Genomic DNA, 17,757 nt, shown 5'->3' on the forward strand with positions numbered 1-17,757 from the left:
TTTAGATTTCAGCAATAACCTCCACTTCACAAAGCACGTTCTTTGGCAGTGTTTTCACCGCCACGCAGGAACGAGCCGGTTTTCCGGTAAAATATTTTCCGTAAACTTCATTAAAAGCGCCAAAATCTCCCATATCTGCCAGAAAACAGGTTGTCTTCACAGCTTTCTCATAGCTGCTTCCCGCTGCCTTCAACACTTCTCCCAGGTTTTTCATAACCTGCTCTGCCTGCTCCTCTACCGTAGTTCCCATAATTTCACCGGTCGCCGGGTTTAAGGGAATCTGTCCGGAGGTAAATACCATACCGTTTATGACTATTGCCTGTGAATAAGGTCCAATTGCTGCAGGTGCTTTTTCTGTACTGATTACTTTCATGTTCTGTCTCTCCTCGCTTCCTGAATTTTCTTTTTTCTCATTATAAGCCCCACCCTCTAAAAGAGCAAGTATTTCAGATATTTTCTCCCCAGAATCTTTTGATTTTTTCTCCCACATTCTGTGCATTGCAAACCTCATAATGCTGCCATTCCGGCGGGAACAAATCCCGGTAAGTTCGTTGCAGAAACCTCTCATCTAAGAGCAGCACTACCCCTTTATCTCCCTTCGTTCTAATGACTCTTCCGGCTGCCTGTAAAACCTTGTTCATGCCTGGATACCGATAGGCATAATCAAAGCCCCTCTGTTCCCTCTTGTCATAATATTCCTTCAGAATTTCCCGTTCACACCCTACCTGTGGAAGCCCTGTGCCAATGATGGCTGCACCGATAAGCTTTTCCCCTGTAAGATCTATACCCTCTGAAAAAATACCACCCATGACACAGAAACCAGCCAGCGCCGTACTCTGTTCTTCCTCAAAACAGGCCAAGAATTCTTCTCTCTCCTGTTCTGACATACCGCTTGTCTGACAGATGCACTCCACCGGAAGCCCATTCTGCTCTACCTGCTGTTTAAAGATTGCATGAATGTCCTCCAGCATACGGTAAGAGGGAAAGAATATCAAATAATTTCCTTTCTTCGCAGAAACCATCTGCAGAAGATACGCTGCCATCCGCTCATATTCGGACTGTTCCCTTCTGGTGTATTTACTGCTTACATCATTGGCAACCAGCACTTTTAAATGCTCCCTGGGAAATGGGGAACTGGCACAGATGGCATAGTCGTCGTCCCGCATACTGAACAAGGAACGATAATATAAAAGCGGCAGAAACGTCCCGGAAAAAAATACGGTTCCTCTGCCTCTGCTCATACATTCCTGCAGATTTTTCCTTGGATTGACGCAGAACAGGGTCAGCAAAAATCGGCCCTCCTCACCGTAATGAGTATAAATCACATAATTTTCATCAGTCAGTTCATACATATTCAGAAAATGACGCACTTCAAAAGAAAATTCCAGCACAGCCTTCTGTACCTTTTCCTCATGCTCTTTCTCCAGGAAGTTTTCCATTTCCCCCAACAAATTCATAAGCTGCAGGGAAAGCCCTCCGATATTTTCCAATACCTCATAGTTTTCACATTCTCTTTTGTATTCTAACATCAGCTTATTACACCGGTTCAAAACCCGGAAAAGCCGGATGCTGTGACCCTTGACGGCCTTGGCGGTTTCCAGAAAATCCTCTTTGCAGAGTATGGCGCTGTACATCTTTCTTCCCCTGTCCACCAGATTATGCGCTTCATCTATGAGAAAAAGATAATCTCCCTTCACACCGTCACCGAAAAAGCGTTTTAAATGCACCTTGGGGTCAAAGACATAGTTGTAGTCACAGATAATAGCATCCGTCCAGGTGGAAATGTCCAGACACATCTCATAAGGGCACACCTGATACTTCTCTGCCTGCAAAAGAAGATCCTCCCGCAAATATGTATCCTTTTCCTGCAGAATCTCAAACACTGCGTCATTCACCCGGTCAAAATGCCCCTTGGCCACAGGACATTTTTCAGGATTACATTCCCCGTCTCCGCTGAAGCAAAGCTTATCCTTTGCAGTAATGGTCAGGGTTTTATAAGAAAGCCCTTTGCTTTTTAAAATGGCAAAGGCTTCCTCCGCCACGGTTCTGGTAATGGTCTTTGCTGTCAGATAAAAAATTTTGTCTCCATATCCTGCTCCTACAGCCCGGACGGCGGGAAAAACCGCCGCCATGGTCTTGCCGATTCCCGTAGGCGCCTGTATAAAAAGCTGCCGGCCGGCCGCCATCGTGTGATACACGCCCGATACCAGACTGCGCTGCCCCTCCCGGTAAGGATAAGGAAACTCCAGCCCTTCCATGGATTCTCTTCGGGCAATTCGCCTGCGGTACTGAAATTCTGCCCATTTATAATATTCATTTATCAAGTCTTCAAACCATTTCTTCAGATAGCTGTGGGGAAAGGTTTCCTGAAAGCGCTTGATTTCTTCTGACTCCAGGTGACAGTAGGTCATCTGCACCTCAATTTCTTCCAGATGATTCTGACTTGCATAAAAATATGCATAACACATAGCCTGTGCTTTGTGTACCAATACAGGCTCTTCCAGAAACTGCAAATCCATGTAAACGCCCTTAATTTCATCAATGGCTGTGCGTTCCTCTTCTTCTATAATACCGTCTGCCCGGCCTTCCACGGCAATCACAAATTCCTGATATTCCTGCTCCCATTTCAACGGCACCTCTGCCCGATAAGAAGTCTTCATCTGTTTTTGGATTTTCCGGTGTATTTTGCTGCCTTTGGTCATAGCATCCCTGTCTGCCTGAAAGGTTCTTCGGTTGTCCAGATTTCCGCTCCTCAGGATAAATTCTACCAGATTGCGGACTGAAATTTTAATCACTTCTTTTTCTTTGTTCATCATATATACCATTATAACACCCGCCTGTGTGTACGTCAAAAAAACCGCTTCTCCCAAAGGAAAAGCGGTCTTAGCCAATACATATTTGCGAATGTGTGTTGTACTGGGCTCCAATACTCATCATGAAATTTTATGCAACAGCAAATTTATCCAGGTAGCTGTTAAATTTCTCGTCGTGGCCATTGCATCTTACGGTAAGAATTCTTGTCAAATCCATGCTCAGGACACCTAAGATTGATTTTGCGTCAATAATTACTCTGTTATAAAATATGTCAATATCAAAATCACATTTGCTGGCTTCGTTGACAAATTCTTTTACATCTTCTTTTGCAGTCAGTTTAATTTTGCGCTCTACCATAAAACAATCATCCTTTCTATCTGTTAAGATTCAGAAAAATTATCTGGTCTGCAGCATTCCTCTTTCTGCATTATCGGTATTATTACACTGAATTTGCCATTTGTCAACAAATTCCGCCTTATCTGGTACTACCAGTTCTCTTCTGTTTTTTTTGTTATTTTTTACATTTTCTTAACATAGATTGTCTCCCTTTTCATGAATTTTTTTCAAAACTCCTTTAAAAACGCAAAAAAGAACCGGTTACTTATGTGAATACCGATTCTTTTCCACTTGATTTTTTCTGCGTTTTTTCTGTTATTTATGGGAAGATACAGCACCTTAAGGCAGATATTTTTCCACATCTCCCAGATAAGTATTAACCACGCCTGCAAACTGACCGGCATCTACGGCCGCCGCCATCTCCGGGTCTAAAGGCATCTTGCCCATAACCGGAACCTGTACCTCGGCTGCTGCCGCGTCTACTTTGCTTTCTCCGAATACATAGATGGCTTTTCCGCAGTCCGGACATTTCACATAACTGTAGTTCTCTACCAGTCCCAATACAGGCACGTTCATCATTTTGGCCATATTATAAGCCTTTTTCACAATCATCTGTACCAAATCCTGAGGAGAAGATACAATGACAATGCCGTCAATGGGCAGAGACTGGAATACCGTCAGCGGCACATCGCCTGTTCCCGGCGGCATGTCTACGAACAGATAATCCAGTTCCCCCCACACCACATCTGTCCAGAACTGTTTTACCATATTGGCCAGAATCGGACCTCTCCAAATAACGGGAGCGTCCTCCTGTGGAAGCAGCAGGTTAATGGACATGACCTTAATGTCATTGCCTGTCTCCATTGGATAAATGCCGTTTTCATCTGCTACTGCTGCACCTTTTAATCCATACATTCTCGGAATGGAAGGGCCGGTAATATCGGCATCCATAATGCCCACTTTATATCCCCGGTATGCCATTTCATTTGCCAGAGATGCCGTGACAAAGGATTTTCCCACACCGCCTTTTCCGCTGACAACTCCGATGACCTTTTTAATGCTGGAATGCGCATTCAGAGTTTCCTTGGGAATTCCGCCTCCTTTGGCACTGCTGCAGCCTGCACAGCTTTCTTTGCTGCAGGTCTTGCTGTCACATTGTTTTTTTTCTTCACTCATGACTTTTCCTCCTGGTATCTTTGTTTTCTGTATTATTTCATAAAACGGTCAATGGCTTTATTTAATTCTTCCAAAGCTTCTGTATCTCCGTGTTCGATGGCGTCTACGATACAGTGTTCGATATGATCCTGAAGAATTACTTTTCCGGTATTATTAATCGCTGATTTCACGGCAGAAAGCTGTATCAGCACCTCGCTGCAGTCCCTGCCCTCTTCTACCATACGGCGAATAGATTCCAAATGGCCGATTGCGCGGGAAAGACGATTCAGCACTGCTTTGGTATGTGCATGGCTGTGGGTATGCCCGTGACTGTGAGTCACTACGGTTCCATCTTCCAGCACATGGGTGTGTTCCTGATGATGCTTCTGATATTGCTCCATATCCTGCTCCTCCTTTCTCGCACTCACTTCATTATAACAGACCTTGCCGAAAAAGCAATGTTTAAAAGCTTCAAAACCGGGAAAAGGTGTAACGCTGATGGATGGCCGCAGTCATCACATCAAAGACTACACTGCCGTCCTCTTTATCCGTCCGTTCAATGGTCAGCTGTTCTTCATTTTTAAACTTTTCCCTTACATAGCTTTCCAAATCCGCCTGGTCGGGAAGTGCTATTTCTTCTATAAATATATCTCTCATCTGATTTCCGGGACAAAGATTAAACATCTCCCGAATGACCTCGTATTCCTGCATCTGATTTTCCTCCTGAATAATTTGACTTTATTACTCCATTTTACACCATACCACAACCGAAAGTCTACCTCTTGTACACTTTTTAGAAAAAAAGCGAAAAACAAATTGCCAATCCGCGAAATATATCGTATTATGGTATTTATCGAAAACACAGGAGGAATCACAAATGCAGCTTTTAAAGGAACGCATTTTAAAAGATGGAATTGTAAAACCGGGAAACATTCTGAAAGTAGACAGTTTTCTCAATCATCAGATGGATATTCCCCTTATTAATGAGATAGGAAAAGAGTTCAAACGAATTTACGCCGACGCACCTATCACCAAGATTCTCACCATTGAGGCTTCCGGTATCGGCATTGCCTGCATTGCAGCCCAGTATTTCAACGTACCTGTTGTCTTTGCTAAAAAAACCCAGAGCCTGAATTTGGACGGAGAAATGTACTGTACAAAAATCGAATCCTTCACACATAAGAAGGTTTACGATGTCATTCTGTCCAAGAAATTTTTAAATGCCGATGACCATGTACTGATTATTGATGACTTTCTGGCCAACGGCTGTGCTTTAAACGGCCTGATTGAAATTGTACACAATTCCGGAGCCGTTCTGGAAGGCACCGGTATCGTCATCGAAAAAGGCTTCCAGCACGGCGGCGACCTGCTGAGAGAAAAAGGAATCCGGGTGGAATCTCTGGCTATCATTGATTCTATGACGGATGACTCCCTTACCTTTCGTGAATAAGTATTTAAAAATCTGCGGCATTGAACACCCGGTTATTTTCTCTGTGTTCAATGCCGCAAATCTTCTCCCATAACTGGTATGGTTAAATAATTCGAAACTGGATATTTAACAAGTACCAGTTTTGCAGTATAGTAGGAAAAACAAATTAGAAAGGACGCCAATTTTATGAAAACTCATACAAAAACTCTTGTTTTAACTGCTCTTTTCGCGGCCCTCTGCTGCGTAGCCACCATGTCTGTCCGGATTCCCACACCGGGAACAGGCGGATACATTCACCCGGGAGACGCCATTGTCATTCTCTCCGGTGTGGTTCTTGGCCCTCTCTATGGATTCCTGGCTGCCGGCATTGGTTCCTGCATGTCCGACCTTTTGGGCGGATACCTGACTTATGTACCCATTACTCTGCTCATAAAGGGACTGGTGGCCATGACCTCCGCTTTTGCCTATCAGAAACTTTCCCATGCCGGAAAACATTCCTATGCGGGCGTTGCAGCCGGAGGCATTCTGGACATGATTCTGGTGCCCGGCGGATATTTCTGCTTTGAATATTTCCTGTACGGTGCAGGCGCGGCCGCCAGCATTCCCGCAAACCTCATTCAGGGCGCCAGCGGACTTGTCCTGGCTCTGGTACTCTACCCCGTCTTCGCTGCAATCCCGGACGTCAGACGCATTCTGGCAGCCCGGCAAGCTTAAAAATCCCCATCATTACGGACGGTCTTTTATCATTTGATAATAGTGCAGTTCTTCATACCCCAGACGCTCATACAGAGCGATTGCTCTTTTGTTGGTATAAGTAGCCTCCAGGCGGAAACGCTTCGCCTGGGGGTATTCCTTTTCTACCCATGCAAATACCTTGGTTCCATAGCCTTTTCCCCTACAGCTGCTCTTAAAAAACAATTCTTCCAGCCAAATAGCCATACCTCCGGCTTCGTTACTCCAGGTAATGGCAATAAGGAAGTATCCCACAACTCCTGTTTCGTCCTCCAGCATCAGAACTCTGGAATATTCCCGGCTTCTCATACACTCCTGCAGCGTACGCTCAAAATGTTCCTCCGGTACGTCATGGTCACAGGCCGGTCCGCCGTAAAACTCTTTTGCCATGGCAAAAAATTCCTGTCTGTCTTCTTTCCTGATATCTCTGATATGCAACATATTTTTTCCTCTGCTTTCTCTTTATTAATTTGTGATTCATTATAATTTGCTCAAAAATGAAAACACTTTTTTCATCATTTCACAGTCTTCACTGTAAGGACAATTTCCGTAATCACAGTCAATTCTATCCAGTACAAATCCCTCTTCTCCCTGCTCAAATTCTCCTATCGCAGTTCTTGCCATATCGTAATTTTTGCAGTATCCATTGAAAAATTCTTCTCTGATTTCACTCATGTTTTCCCTGCTTCTCCCTTAATGTTTTTAAGTCTACCTGCCGTCCGTCCGGGTGGCCTCCTGCCATATTTTCAACCCTGGAATTATCCAGAAATGAGGCTCGCATAATAGAATTACTGCCGAATTTTTTCCGTATTTTGTCCACTGCCTGATCCATTTTTTCCATTTTTTCATAGTCCGTGGTGTCGAATAGGCTGAGCTGGCGTCCCCTTTCCTCTCTGGTTACTTTGCTGGTGTATACTCCCAAAAGCCGTATGGGGGTTCCGTCCCAAAGTTCATCAAACAACTGGCAAACCGCCTCATAAATCTCTCCTGTCAGATTGGTGGGAGCCTGCATCACCTTCTGATGTGATACAGTTTTCATCTCGAAATCCCGAATAGAAACAGACACAACTTCTGCTCTGGCCTCATCTTTTCTGAGGCGTGAAGCCACTGTTTCACAAAGAGAAAGCAGCACCATTTTGGCCGTACTTTCTTCTGTAACGTCAAAGGCAATGGTGGTGCTGTTGCTGTAGCCTTTATTCCCATGAGCATCGCTTTCCACCAGAGAAGCATCTCTGCCATTGGCAAAATTCCAGATGCTTTCCCCTTGTTTTTTCAAATGATTTTTCAGAATTTCCACATCCGTCCGGGCCAGTTCCCCAATGGTATAGATACCCAGTTTTTTCAGTACCTGCTCTGTAGAACGTCCTACAAACAGCAATTCTGATACTGGAAGCGGCCACATTTTTTTCTGAATTTCCTCTTGAAAAAGTGTATGTACACGGTCCGGTTTTTCAAAATCCGAAGCCATTTTCGCCAGATATTTTTTATCGGAAATGCCTATGTTGACCGTAAATCCCAATTCTTTGCTGATACGGTTCTTCAACCTGTGGGCAAAGGCTACCGGCTCGCCAATCAGGTGTTCCATTCCGCTCATATCCATAAAAGCCTCATCAATGCTGTACTGTTCCACATCGGGGCTGTACTCCCTTAAAATCTCCATAAATTTGGCAGAATACTGGCGGTACATGGCATGATGGGCTGGAACTACCGTAAGTCCCGGACACTTCTTTAAGGCATCTGTCAGAGGCTCTCCGGTTCTCACACCACAGGCCTTGGCAGACAGTGATTTTGCCAGAATAATGCCCCGCCTTTTGCTCTTATCCCCGCCTACCGCACTGGCAATCTCCCGTAAATCCACGGTGCCGCCCTGCTCTCTTAAACGGTACACAGCCTCCCAGGATAAAAATGCACTGTTCACATCAATATGAAAAATGACCGTTTTCATAAAATCCAACCTGCCTTCCTAAAATGCCAGTTTCTTTACCGCCCATGCAGCCTGCAGCGCCTCTTCCTCAGTATTAAACCAGGAGAAAGAAAAGCGAATCGTTCCCTGCTTTTCTGTACCCAAAGCCCGATGAATAAGCGGCGCACAGTGCACCCCGGCCCGGACTGCAATGTCATATTCCCGCCAAAGCACATCTCCCATTTCCTTGGAATCATAATCTCTGATATTCAGAGAAACCACTGCCGTCCTGTCTTCGGCTTCAAAATCTCCATATACAGTAACACCGGGAATTTTTTCCACCTGTTCATAAAAAATACGCATCAGGCAGCTTTCATGCTTCTGTATATTCTCTACTTTTGTTTCTTTTAAAAAGTCAAAGGCTGCGGATAATCCGGCAATGCTATGTCCGTTTGCTGTACCCGCTTCCAACGCCTCCGGTATTATAGAAGGGTGCTCTTTCTCAAAGGAATGGATACCACTCCCTCCTACTTTAAAGGGCGGCAATGTAATGTCCTGCCCTACGCACAACCCTCCCGTTCCCTGGGGGCCCAAAAGCCCTTTGTGTCCGGTAAAACACAAAAGCTCAATGCCTGTTTTCCCCATATCTATAGGAATACATCCTCCGCTCTGGGCCACATCTACACCCAGATGTACACCTTTTCCCCTGCATATTTTTCCAATTTCTACAAGAGGAAGTAGATTTCCCGTGACATTGGAGGCATGGGTGCAGAACAACCAGGAGGTCTCCGGGCATATGGCCTTCTCAATATCTTCTGCCAAGATTCTGCCCTTATTATCTGCTTTTACAATCGTTAGCTTCACACCTTTTCGTGCCTTCCTGTACAGAGGACGAAGCACGGAATTATGCTCTGCTTCTGTAGTTATCACATGCATCCCCGGCTTTATTGCTCCCTCTATGGCAATATTCAATGCCTCTGTGGCGTTGCTGGTAAATACGGTCCTTTCAGCCCTCCCTGCTCCGAAAAAAGCGGCTGCTTTTTCCCTGGCTGCATAGATTTCCCTGGCCGCTGCCAGCGCCGGTCCATGCATACCTCTGGCACTGTTTCCTAGTCTGTCCATAGCATCAAAAACAGCTTGTTTTACACATTGGGGCTTTTTAATCGTCGTAGCCGCATTGTCCAGATAAATCATTTTTCTACTCCTGCTTTTCTGATTTTTATATAAGCCTCCTGCTTTGTCAGGACTCTTCCAATCACAGCAAAAGGCGTTTCCATTTCCTTATTTTTCAACGCTTCTAATATAGCGTCTGCGTACTTTTCCTCCACACTCACCAGAAGGCCGCCGGAAGTCTGAGGGTCAAAAATCAGGTCCTCCATGGCTTCCTCAATACCGCTTTCCAGCAATATTTCCGGCTTTTGGTAACGCTTATTCCGGTAGGTTCCCTCCGGCACCAATCCCATAGACGCATAGTCCAGTGCCTCCGGAAGAATGGGCAGCCTGTCTGCCAGGATTTCCAGAGTCACTTCACTGGCTCTGGCAATTTCCAGGCCGTGTCCTGCCAGAGAAAATCCTGTCACATCTGTACAGCAGTGAATGGGAAATTCCTGAAACACATCTCTGGCCTTTTTGTTCAGGGTTGTCATACTCTCGATGACTTTTTTTCGGGCATATTCCGAGGCCAGCTCTGCCTTTACCGCTGTATTTACCAGCCCTGACCCCAGAGGTTTTGTAAGAATCAGCACGTCCCCGGCACGTGCACCCTGGTTTTTCCAGATTTTTTCCGGATGCACAAACCCGGTGACCGCCATACCGTACTTAGGTTCTTCGTCATTAATGGAGTGGCCGCCTGCCAGAACAGCCCCTGCTTCTTTTACCTGATCGGCCCCGCCTGCCAGGATTTCTCCCAGCACATCGGCGCCCAGGCAGTGGGGATAAGCTACAATATTTAAAGCCAGCTTCGGCTCTCCCCCCATGGCATAAATATCACTTAACGCATTAGCTGCGGCAATCTTTCCAAAGGTATACGGCTCGTCCACCATAGGCGGAAAAAAGTCCAGGGTCTGAATCATAGCCAACTCTTCGGAAATCTGATACACAGCTGCATCATCTGAGGTTTCCACCCCTACCAGAAGATTTTCGTTTTGAAATTTAGGCAGTTTCCCTACAACTTCTGCAAGAATCTGAGGGGAAAGTTTGGCAGCGCAGCCTGCGCTTTTTGCAAATTGTGTTAATTTTATTCTCTCTTTTTCCATCTTCTCATTCCACATTTATCTGTACTTCTACCGGACAATGGTCTGAGCCCAAAACTTCTGTGTGAATGGCTGCGCTAACCAGCTTATCTTCCAGTCTTTTAGACGTGCAGAAATAGTCAATGCGCCATCCTGCGTTCTTTTCTCTGGCCTTAAAACGATAGGACCACCAGGAATAAATTCCCGTTTCCTCCGGATAAAAATAGCGGAAGGTATCTGTAAATCCGCTTTCCAGAAATTCTGTAAATTTGCCTCTTTCTTCCTCTGTAAAACCTGCATTTCTTCGATTGGTTTTTGGATTTTTCAGGTCTATTTCCCGATGTGCCACATTCAAATCTCCACACATAATTACAGGCTTTTTCTCATCTAATTTCTTTAAATAAGCACGAAAATCATCTTCCCATTTCATTCGGTACTCCAGTCTTGCCAACTCACTTTGGGAATTAGGTGTATAAACCGTAACCATATAAAAATTTTCATATTCCAGGGTAATGACACGTCCTTCCTGGTCGTGTTCTTCTATACCTATGCCGTATGTCACGGTAAGCGGTTTCTTTTTTGTAAAAATGGCGGTTCCGGAATAGCCCTTTTTCACCGCATAATTCCAGTAACAATAATATCCCTCCGGTGAAAAGTCTATCTGTCCCTCCTGCAGCTTTGTTTCCTGAAGGCAGAAAAAGTCCGCATCTGTTTCCTGAAAATATTCGGTAAAGCCTTTCTGCACACATGCACGCAACCCATTTACATTCCATGAAATAAATTTCATTATCGGTCTCCTTTTCTTGTCTTTTTGCACATCTTTCTTTTTATTATACACTATTTTTTCTCCCTTGCGAAGTCAAAAACTTTTGGTAAATCACTTTACGAATCCCGAAAGCAGAGTATATAATAAGAAGTACATTAAAATTTGTTATGCAAGAAAAGGAGAACTACAATGGGTGGAATATTTGGAGTAACTTCTAAGTCAAGCTGTACTTTGGATTTATTTTTCGGAACAGACTATCATTCTCATCTGGGAACCAAACGCGGCGGTATGGCCGTATATGGACCAAACGGCTTCAGCCGCTCGATTCACAACATCGAAAACACTCCCTTCCGTACCAAATTTGACGGAGATTTGGACGAACTGGAAGGAACTGCCGGTATCGGCTGTATTTCCGACAATGAACCACAGCCACTTCTGGTGCAGTCTCATCTGGGCAGTTTTGCCGTTACAACGGTAGGTAAAATTAACAACATGAACGAACTGGTAGATATTTCCTACAAAAATGGCTGTACCCACTTTCTGGAAATGAGCGGCGGCAGCATTAACCCTACGGAAATGGTGGCCTCTTTGATTAATCAGCAGGCAACTATTGTGGACGGTATCCGCTATGCCCAGGAACTGATTCAGGGATCCATGACACTTCTGGTTTTAACTCCGGAAGGCATCTATGCAGCCAGAGACCGTATGGGACGTACTCCAATGATTATCGGGAAAAAGGACGGCGCACACTGTGCTTCTTTTGAAAGCTTTGCCTACTTAAATCTGGGCTATGAAACGTTGCGTGAACTGGGTCCCGGAGAAATTGTTTTCCTGACACCGGAGAGCGTGGAAACTCTTTCCCAGCCATTAAATGAAATGAAAATCTGTTCCTTCTTATGGGTATATTACGGATATCCTACCTCTACCTATGAAGGCATCAACGTGGAAAATATGCGTTACGAATGCGGTAAAAAGCTGGCTCAAAGAGATGCGCAGAGAGATGATGTCAACCCGGACCTGGTTGCAGGCGTTCCGGATTCCGGTATCGCCCATGCCATCGGCTACGCCAATGAATCCGGCATTCCGTTCTCCCGCCCATTTATAAAATATACACCGACCTGGCCCCGTTCCTTTATGCCATCCCGACAGGAACAGCGAAACCTCATTGCCAGGATGAAACTAATTCCTGTGGAAGCTTTAATTAAAAACCGCAGCCTGCTGCTCATTGATGACTCCATTGTCCGCGGCACACAGCTTCGGGAAACCACAGAATTTCTGTACAACAGCGGTGCAAAGGAAGTTCATATCCGCCCGGCCTGCCCGCCACTCCTTTTTGGCTGTCCGTTCCTGAACTTCTCCCGTTCCAAATCCGAAATGGATTTGATTACCAGAAGAATCATTGCAGCAAGAGAAGGGGAAACGGTCAGCCGTGAAGTGCTGGATACCTACGCCGATCCGGATTCCCAGAACTATAAAGAAATGCTGGAGGAAATCGGAAGACAGTTAAACTTTACTACCCTGCATTTCCATCGGTTGGATGACTTGCTGTCCTCTATTAATATTGAACCTTGCAAAGTATGTACTTACTGCTTTAACGGAAAAAAATAGCATAAATAATTGCCGTACGAAATACATAGTTAAACAATTGTTTCGTACGGCAATTTTATTTCCATATGCATCTAAGACTACACCAGCAATTTTAGTATCTCCAGACTCCTAAATTCCTTCTCCACATACCGTTTCCGGTACGCCCGCATAACTCTTCCCACCTCTTCCAGCACTTCCCTATTCACGGTAAAGGAGTACAGTTTTTCCAGTTTGGCTGCAATAATAAACTGCAGAGTATAGAGCGCCGAGGGGCTGATATGTATCAATCCTTTTTCCGCCTGGCCGCAGTTTTCACAGAAAACACCCGACTGTTCTACAGAAAACCAACAGATATTTTCCGTACTTCCGCAGTCTCTGCAGGCAAAAACCGAGGGATATTCCCCGTTTATTGTCATGGCTTTCAGCTCAAATACATAGCGTATGAGGGCGTTCTCCATCTGCTGCTTTACCAGCGCTTTCAGCGTCACATACAGCAGGTTCAGCATCTGCTTTTCGTCCGTATTTTCACTGGAATAATACTCTGCCAGTTCCAGAAAATAAAAGCCATAATACACTCCCGGCTGTATAGAAGCCAGTTCTGAAAAGTATTCCATTACGGAAGCGGAACGCATCTGATACGAAGTTCTGCCCTCATACAAAAAGAACGAGCCAAAAACAAAGGGATTGGCCACCGCCAGAAGGGGGCTGTTCTGTCTTCTGGCCCCCTTGGCAAATACGGTGATTTTCCCTCTCTCCTTCGTAAGCATCACCAGTCTTTTGTCATATTCTCCAATGGGCATGGAAGACAGTACCATGCCGGTCACAGTAATGAAATCGCTCATCAGATTTCCTTCTTGTCGTATCCGAAATTCTTAATCAGGTAATCACTGTCTCTCCAGTCCTTCTTTACCTTGACCCAGAGTTTCAGATTTACTTTCATATCCAGCATTTTTTCAATCTCAAACCGGGCTGCACTTCCGATTTTTTTCAGCATGGCGCCTTGTTTTCCTATGATAATTCCCTTATGAGAATCCCGTTCACAGATAATGGTGGCATCAATATCTACCAGATTTCCCTGAGAGCGTTCTTTCATCCGGTCAATGGTCACTGCAATTCCGTGAGGAATTTCCTCATCCAGTGTACGCAGCGCTTTTTCCCGAATCATCTCTGCCACAATCTGTCTTTGCGGCTGGTCTGTCACAGTGTCCTCATCATAAAACTGCGGTCCATAAGGCAGGTATTTAAAAATACATTCCAGAAGTGTGTCCAGGTTCTGGGAACGAAGAGCCGATACCGGTACAATCTCCGCAAAATTGCAGATATTGCGGTATGATTCAATAAAACCCGCAACTTCACTTTTCTTTACGGTGTCCACTTTATTGATTACCAGAATCACCGGAAGCTTACACAGCTTCAATTGCTCTGCAATATGCCGCTCTCCTGCACCGATAAAATTGGTTGGCTCTACCAGCCACAGAATCACATCCGCGTCTTTAAAAGTTCTCTGGGCAACATTTACCATATATTCTCCCAGTTTGTTTTTAGCCTTGTGAATTCCCGGTGTATCCAGAAATACCACCTGGCCCCGTTCATCTGTATAAACCGTTTGAATTTTATTCCTGGTGGTCTGGGGTTTTCTGGATGTAATGGCAATCTTCTGTCCGATTAAATGATTCATCAACGTGGATTTTCCCACATTGGGCCTGCCTATAATGGCTGCAAAGCCCGATTTAAAATCTGCATTCATACATTCTCCTTTTTACAGTAAGTGTCTGACCTCGCCAAACACCTTTTTCTCCTGTTCTATTTTCTCTTCACTGCCAATGACACAGATACGGTTCTGTTCCATCATGGCGTCTACAATGCCTGCCAGACGGCGTATATCTTCCGGCTGTGCATTTAAAATTTCGCTGCGCTCTTTCTGTAAGTCCTCTTCCGTCAGATTGGAAAACCAGGCATTTAAAGACATATTCCCCTTGGCTGACGGAGTCAGAGGTGTGTCGATTTCGCTGATTGTTCCGATAATGTATTTTGTCATTTCTCTTTCATCTGCATCAAAAGAGCGGATAAAATCTCCTGTCTTTTTAAACACTGCCAGTGTTTTCGTAAGGTTCGGGTCGCGGTAAGATACCAAAAATCCGTCTCCGTTTCGTCTGAAAGAACTCATACAGCCATACGCACCGCCCTTCACGCGGATATTCATCCAGAGATATTCATAACTTAACATGACTTTCAGTATCCGAAGGGCGCCTGTATAGGCAAAACCTGCCTCCGCAAAATTGCCGGCCGCTGCTACATACTGCACCTGTCCGGAGGTTTTGAAGCCCTCGTTTTTGACTTCAAACTGTGTTTTTGTTGCTCCTGTTTTTACAGCAGAAGTATAAAGAACGCCCTTTAACTGCTCTACTTCTTTTTCCAGATATGCATATCCCTCCTCATCTGCCGTATAGCTTACCAACAGATTTTCCGGTCTGAAAACATAGTGCATCAATCCTTTGAGATTTGCAATAATCTCCTGCTTTTTCTCCTGAAAATTCTTTTCCATCTCATCTACAAATTTGTAAAAATCAATGCCTGCTACTCTTTCCTGGAAATTAGAATTTTCAGAAAAATAGGAAAGTGCCCGCATAACTGCTGTGCTGTGTCCGGCAGAAGCCAGGTTCATCTGCAGTCTGGATTTCATTTTTGCAAGGATTTCATAAAGCCGTTTTTCATCATCCAGATGAGAGGTACAAAGAATTTCTCTTATCATTTCAAAAACAAAGGGTAAATCTTTATACAAAGTTTTCGCCCGAATCCCCATCACTTGTGTGGTCTTTTGGTTGTCCTTTGCATCTCCGAATACCTGAATTCCAAAGGCAATTCCACCGCTTCTGGCATTGATTTCATTAAACAGTTCTCCGTATTTGTAATGTTCCGTATCTACATAACCTAGCACGGATTTCAGAATTCCGAGATAGGGAATCAAATCCTGAGGTACCTGTTTTGTATCAAAGAGCAAATCCAGATACCCGATGCCGTTAGTATAAAGGTTGTGGTGAAGAATCCGGGTATCTCCCACCTTTTTTTCTGTATTGTATAGCTTTGCCGCTTCTGTGCCGATATCGCTTCTTTTCAGCAGTGGAATGGTACGAAGGGCTTCCTCTGTCTCCGGCTCATCCTGGTATTTCTTTAAGTGTCTGGTATCTGCAGCAATTTTGCTGATTTCCTCTTTGCTTAAAGATGCTTTGTAAGCCGCCAGTTTTTCTTCCAGCTTTTTGTCTGTTTCCGCAGCCAGTCCTCTTTTGGGATTTACCACTACAATAGAAGCATGGGTATTCTCCAACAGATATTTTTCAATCAGTTCTTCAAAGTATCCGGTATCTGCTTTTGCTTTCAATTTTTCGAAAATATCCAGACGCATTACCTGGTCAAAAGGCCGGTTATCATCATATAACCAGCTGTCAAACACGTCAATGCCGTACATCAGTCCTTTGGGGAAGGAGGAGAAGTCCGCCTCACGGAAACGGAATTCCATATAATTAATGCCCGCTGCAATGGCCTTTTTGTCTACTCCGTTTTTCACAATCTCTTTCAGTGTATCCTGAATCAGAGACACAAAGCGTTCCTTATCCTCAGGTCTGGCATTTTTCGCTACAATGGAAAAGAAGGGCTGATAGATACCGTCTTCATAAGAGCCCATAATATCCTTTCCGATTCCCTTATCTAAAAGCACCTGCTTTAAAGGCGCCCCGGGTGCGCTTAGAAGGGTATAATCCAGCACTTCAAAGGCTGTACAGGTTTCCACATCCAGGCTGTCTCCCACAACCACATTGTAGGAAAGGTAGGAATTATTTTCCTCCGGCTCATTTTCTGTAATAGAATATTCCATTTCCAGTTCCCGCACCGCCTCAAAGGGGTTTTGCCGGGGAATTTCCGAGTGTACGGGAATTTCATCATATTTGCCCAGATATTCCTTGTCCATCCAGTTCAGCCGCTCTTCCATGTCCATGTTTCCGTAAAGATAAATATAGCTGTTGGCCGGGTGATAATAGCGGCTATGGAAAGAAAGAAAGTCGGAATACTTCAGCTCAGGAATATATTTCGGGTCGCCGCCGGACTCTACACCATAAGGAGTATCCGGAAACAGAGAATTGAAAATTTCTCTTTCCAACACGTCCTCCGGTGAGGAAAAAGCGCCCTTCATTTCATTATAAACCACGCCATTTAACGTAATCGGCCCGTCTTCCTCTTCCAGTTCATAGTGCCAGCCTTCCTGACGGAAAATTTCTTCTTTTTCATAAATATTTGGAAAAAATACCGCGTCCAGATACACATGCATCAGGTTTTTAAAATCCTGTTCATTGCAGCTGGCAATGGGATACATGGTCTTATCCGGATACGTCATGGCGTTCAAAAATGTATTCAAGGAACCCTTCACCAGTTCTACAAAGGGGTCTTTTAACGGGTATTTTTCGGAACCGCACAATACACTGTGTTCCAAAATATGCGCCACACCAGTACTGTCGGAAGGCGGGGTGCGGAAAGCGATATTAAATACTTTATTGTCATCATCGTTTTCCAGAAGCATCACTCTTGCACCGCTTTTTTTATGTTTCAGCAGATAACCTTTTGAATGAATATCCGGGATATCCTGCGTCAATACCAGCTCATAAGCCGGAACCTGCTCGATTCTCATAGTCTTTCCTCCGTATTCTTTTCTGTCTTCATACATAGCATATAGTATAACACAATTTATGTTTTCTTGATAGGGGTTTTCCTATCAGAAAAGGCAGCCAAAGCCACCCGCATTTCAAAAATGCCG

18 protein-coding genes are annotated in these 17,757 nt (G+C 44.6%); 3 read left to right on the forward strand and 15 right to left on the reverse strand.

The genetic code is table 11. From position 1 onward, the window contains the following. Window position 1: 1 nt before the first annotated feature. The 6 genes from G5A70_RS02270 to G5A70_RS02295 all read right to left on the reverse strand — a co-directional run bounded on the left by G5A70_RS02270 (window position 2) and on the right by G5A70_RS02295 (window position 5,016). Entirely contained in the window at window positions 2-373 is a 372-nt protein-coding gene (locus G5A70_RS02270; RefSeq protein ID WP_173747614.1) for a RidA family protein, read from the reverse strand. Between the two features lie 73 nt (window positions 374-446). Continuing rightward, window positions 447-2,825 (reverse strand): ATP-dependent DNA helicase, encoded by a 2,379-nt coding sequence (locus tag G5A70_RS02275; RefSeq protein ID WP_226853466.1) that lies wholly within the window; start codon window positions 2,823-2,825, stop codon window positions 447-449. Window positions 2,826-2,943: 118 nt separating this feature from the next. Continuing rightward, window positions 2,944-3,171 carry an HPr family phosphocarrier protein gene (locus tag G5A70_RS02280; protein WP_111920924.1) on the reverse strand — a complete coding sequence of 76 codons (228 nt, stop codon included), beginning with the start codon at window positions 3,169-3,171 and terminating at the stop codon, window positions 2,944-2,946. Between the two features lie 318 nt (window positions 3,172-3,489). After that, window positions 3,490-4,326: an Mrp/NBP35 family ATP-binding protein gene (locus G5A70_RS02285; protein ID WP_173747616.1), complete on the reverse strand. Its 837-nt coding sequence runs from the start codon at window positions 4,324-4,326 to the stop codon at window positions 3,490-3,492. A 32-nt stretch (window positions 4,327-4,358) separates the two neighbouring features. Then, window positions 4,359-4,706: a metal-sensing transcriptional repressor gene (locus tag G5A70_RS02290; RefSeq protein ID WP_173747618.1), complete on the reverse strand. Its 348-nt coding sequence runs from the start codon at window positions 4,704-4,706 to the stop codon at window positions 4,359-4,361. 70 nt (window positions 4,707-4,776) lie between these two features. Next, on the reverse strand, window positions 4,777-5,016 hold the full coding sequence (locus G5A70_RS02295; protein WP_173747620.1) for a hypothetical protein: 240 nt from the start codon (window positions 5,014-5,016) through the stop codon (window positions 4,777-4,779). A gap of 166 nt (window positions 5,017-5,182) precedes the next feature. Here G5A70_RS02295 and G5A70_RS02300 point away from each other — a divergent pair, with 166 nt between their 5' ends. Then, a complete protein-coding gene (locus tag G5A70_RS02300; RefSeq protein WP_173747622.1) occupies window positions 5,183-5,755 on the forward strand; it encodes a xanthine phosphoribosyltransferase in 573 nt (190 codons plus the stop codon). A gap of 165 nt (window positions 5,756-5,920) precedes the next feature. Next, entirely contained in the window at window positions 5,921-6,448 is a 528-nt protein-coding gene (locus G5A70_RS02305; protein ID WP_173747624.1) for an ECF transporter S component, read from the forward strand. A 12-nt stretch (window positions 6,449-6,460) separates the two neighbouring features. On the opposite strand, the gene G5A70_RS02310 is transcribed toward G5A70_RS02305, so the two are convergent. From G5A70_RS02310 to G5A70_RS02335, 6 genes are read right to left on the reverse strand one after another with little or no spacing between them, the layout of a single operon-like run. Further along, the gene (locus tag G5A70_RS02310) at window positions 6,461-6,907 is read right to left on the reverse strand and encodes a GNAT family N-acetyltransferase (RefSeq protein WP_173747626.1); all 447 of its coding nucleotides are present in this window, start codon (window positions 6,905-6,907) and stop codon (window positions 6,461-6,463) included. 39 nt (window positions 6,908-6,946) lie between these two features. Then, a complete protein-coding gene (locus tag G5A70_RS02315; RefSeq protein ID WP_173747628.1) occupies window positions 6,947-7,141 on the reverse strand; it encodes a ubiquinone biosynthesis protein UbiE in 195 nt (64 codons plus the stop codon). Next, window positions 7,134-8,411 carry a DNA polymerase Y family protein gene (locus tag G5A70_RS02320; protein ID WP_173747630.1) on the reverse strand — a complete coding sequence of 426 codons (1,278 nt, stop codon included), beginning with the start codon at window positions 8,409-8,411 and terminating at the stop codon, window positions 7,134-7,136. The genes G5A70_RS02315 and G5A70_RS02320 overlap by 8 nt, the downstream gene beginning before the upstream one ends. An 18-nt stretch (window positions 8,412-8,429) precedes the next feature. Further along, window positions 8,430-9,563 carry an aminotransferase class V-fold PLP-dependent enzyme gene (locus G5A70_RS02325; RefSeq protein WP_173747632.1) on the reverse strand — a complete coding sequence of 378 codons (1,134 nt, stop codon included), beginning with the start codon at window positions 9,561-9,563 and terminating at the stop codon, window positions 8,430-8,432. Next, window positions 9,560-10,624, reverse strand: a complete 1,065-nt coding sequence (gene selD, locus G5A70_RS02330) for a selenide, water dikinase SelD (protein WP_173747999.1) — start codon at window positions 10,622-10,624, stop codon at window positions 9,560-9,562. Before selD ends, G5A70_RS02325 begins: the two co-directional genes overlap by 4 nt. A 4-nt stretch (window positions 10,625-10,628) precedes the next feature. Further along, window positions 10,629-11,387 carry an exodeoxyribonuclease III gene (locus G5A70_RS02335; protein WP_173747634.1) on the reverse strand — a complete coding sequence of 253 codons (759 nt, stop codon included), beginning with the start codon at window positions 11,385-11,387 and terminating at the stop codon, window positions 10,629-10,631. 168 nt (window positions 11,388-11,555) lie between these two features. On the opposite strand from G5A70_RS02335, the gene G5A70_RS02340 reads away from it, so the two are divergent. Then, window positions 11,556-12,974 (forward strand): amidophosphoribosyltransferase, encoded by a 1,419-nt coding sequence (locus G5A70_RS02340; RefSeq protein ID WP_173747636.1) that lies wholly within the window; start codon window positions 11,556-11,558, stop codon window positions 12,972-12,974. Between the two features lie 77 nt (window positions 12,975-13,051). Here G5A70_RS02340 and recO read toward each other — a convergent pair whose 3' ends face one another. From recO to G5A70_RS02355, 3 genes are read right to left on the reverse strand one after another with little or no spacing between them, the layout of a single operon-like run. Continuing rightward, the gene (recO, locus tag G5A70_RS02345) at window positions 13,052-13,795 is read right to left on the reverse strand and encodes a DNA repair protein RecO (protein WP_173747638.1); all 744 of its coding nucleotides are present in this window, start codon (window positions 13,793-13,795) and stop codon (window positions 13,052-13,054) included. Beyond that, window positions 13,795-14,700, reverse strand: coding sequence for a GTPase Era (gene era / locus G5A70_RS02350; RefSeq protein ID WP_173747640.1), 906 nt, complete (start codon window positions 14,698-14,700; stop codon window positions 13,795-13,797). The genes recO and era overlap by 1 nt, the downstream gene beginning before the upstream one ends. Before the next feature lie 12 nt (window positions 14,701-14,712). Next, entirely contained in the window at window positions 14,713-17,631 is a 2,919-nt protein-coding gene (locus tag G5A70_RS02355; RefSeq protein WP_173747643.1) for an insulinase family protein, read from the reverse strand. Window positions 17,632-17,757 lie beyond the last annotated feature (126 nt).

The organism is Blautia hansenii (assembly GCF_013304445.1).
In the GTDB taxonomy this organism is placed as follows: domain Bacteria; phylum Bacillota; class Clostridia; order Lachnospirales; family Lachnospiraceae; genus Blautia.